Source organism: Endozoicomonas sp. SESOKO4, from assembly GCF_024606275.1.
On sequence record NZ_JAHHPS010000488.1, the window covers coordinates 1 to 1,912 of the forward strand.

3 protein-coding genes are annotated in these 1,912 nt (G+C 47.6%); 1 reads left to right on the forward strand and 2 read right to left on the reverse strand.

The window, feature by feature from the left end; genetic code table 11:
• Positions 1–300, reverse strand: a 300-nt coding sequence (locus KDK16_RS09365; RefSeq protein ID WP_257275765.1) for a sulfite exporter TauE/SafE family protein, incomplete at its 3' end; no start/stop codon positions are given.
• Between the two features lie 198 nt (positions 301–498).
• Here KDK16_RS09365 and cysB point away from each other — a divergent pair.
• A complete protein-coding gene (cysB, locus tag KDK16_RS09370) occupies positions 499–1,473 on the forward strand; it encodes an HTH-type transcriptional regulator CysB (RefSeq protein ID WP_257254873.1) in 975 nt (324 codons plus the stop codon).
• 29 nt (positions 1,474–1,502) lie between these two features.
• On the opposite strand, the gene KDK16_RS09375 is transcribed toward cysB, so the two are convergent.
• Positions 1,503–1,718, reverse strand: coding sequence for a hypothetical protein (locus KDK16_RS09375; protein WP_257275766.1), 216 nt, complete (start codon positions 1,716–1,718; stop codon positions 1,503–1,505).
• Positions 1,719–1,912 lie beyond the last annotated feature (194 nt).

The window sequence follows — 1,912 nt, forward strand, 5'->3', positions numbered from 1 at the left end:
ATAATGATCGCTTCCGGTGAAAAGATATTTCAACAGGAATACTGTAGCCAAAGTGGCTGGAATACTTCCCAGGCACAGGAGCTTTACGAGTTGCCAGTTAACACTTTTTTGTTGGTGATGAACCCAGACGCCGCTGACTTTGGTCAGGGCGGCATACAACAGGTCCGTTCCTATTGCTATGTGGGTCGGAAATCCGAATAAAAGGAGCAGTGGAGTCATCAGAGACCCGCCTCCTATGCCGGTTAAGCCAACGGCAAAACCCACGCTGGCACCCGCTGAAATGTAGAGCAATGTGTCCATCAAATATGGTCTAAAGTTATAAGTAGCTCAGGCGATGTTTGAAATCATGATTAAAGCTGCATGATTCGCTGGTAACTGTAGCGACCGGCTTGTATTCTTGGAAGTAATTAAATGATATTCTCTTATGCCGCTATGAACTAAGAGTACTCATATTTTTTTCACACTATGGGTAGACGTTAGCTCGACCGGAGGCCATCAATGAAGCTGCAACAACTGCGCTATATCTGGGAGGTCGCTCACCATGATCTCAATGTATCCGCCACAGCGCAGAGTCTATATACCTCGCAACCCGGTATCAGCAAACAGATCCGCCTGCTGGAGGATGAGCTCGGCGTAGAGGTGTTTGCCCGCAGCGGCAAGCATCTGACCCGAATCACCCCGGCTGGTGAAAAAATTATAGAGACTGCAGGTGAGATTCTCAGAAAAGTCGAAAGCATCAAACAGGTGGCACAAGAGTTCAGTGATGAGCGTAAAGGTTCCCTGTCTATTGCAACGACGCATACCCAGGCTCGCTATGCACTGCCTGATATCATCAACAAATTTATTTCTCAGTATCCAGATGTGTCCCTGCACATGCATCAGGGAGCGCCCATCCAGATTGCTGAGATGGCTGCAGACGGCGTGGTTGATTTTGCCATTGCAACAGAAGCGCTCGAACTTTTTAACGATCTGGTCATGATGCCCTGCTATCGCTGGAATCGCTGTGTGCTCGTTCCGAAGGATCATCCGCTGGCACAAATATCTGAGTTGACACTGCAGGATGTTGCCCGGTATCCCCTGGTGACTTACGTCTTTGGCTTTACTGGCCGTTCCAAACTGGACGAAGCTTTTATGAATGAAGGTTTGTCACCCAGAGTTGTATTCACCGCAACCGATGCTGATGTCATCAAAACCTATGTAAGATTGAAGCTGGGTGTGGGTATTGTTGCGAAGATGGCTTACGATCCGGAACTGGATTCTGATCTGGTTCCTCTGAATGCAGACCATCTGTTTGAACCCAGTGTCACTAAGATTGGTTTCAGAAGAGGGACCTTCTTGCGCGGATTTATGTACGACTTCATTCAGCACTTTGCACCACATTTGTCTAAAGAAGTCGTGCAGGAAGCGATTTCAAGACATAACAAAGTAGAAGTGGATGAGTTGTTTTCTGGTATTCAGCTCCCCGATCACTGACTTTTCTATCCTTTGAAGCGGCAGCTGCATCACGCAGCTTGCCGGTTCAGTACTTCCTTGACCAGCTTGAAGTAAACTGTGTAAATTTTCGGTTCCTGACCTTCTTCCTCGACCACAAAGAAGGGGGCCTTGTTCACTTTGTAGAATTCGGCCAGACGAGCCCCTTCGCTTGAAGCATCACCTTCTTTGGCGATCAGTACCTGGTCAATTTTCCCAAAGTGGCCGGAGCTTTCGAGCCGCTCCAAAACTTCACTGCTGGGGTGGAGGAGCCATTGTTGCAGATTCAGACTGCCATCAAGAGTATCAGGAATCCATAACCAAGGTTAAAAACCTGATGACAGCTCTCGAGACTTTCTGCAGGTAAAGAACTATGGGCGAAGAAAAAACAGCATTTTCGTAATAAAATAAACCGCAAGCCACCTACAGGAGACTCTTGATG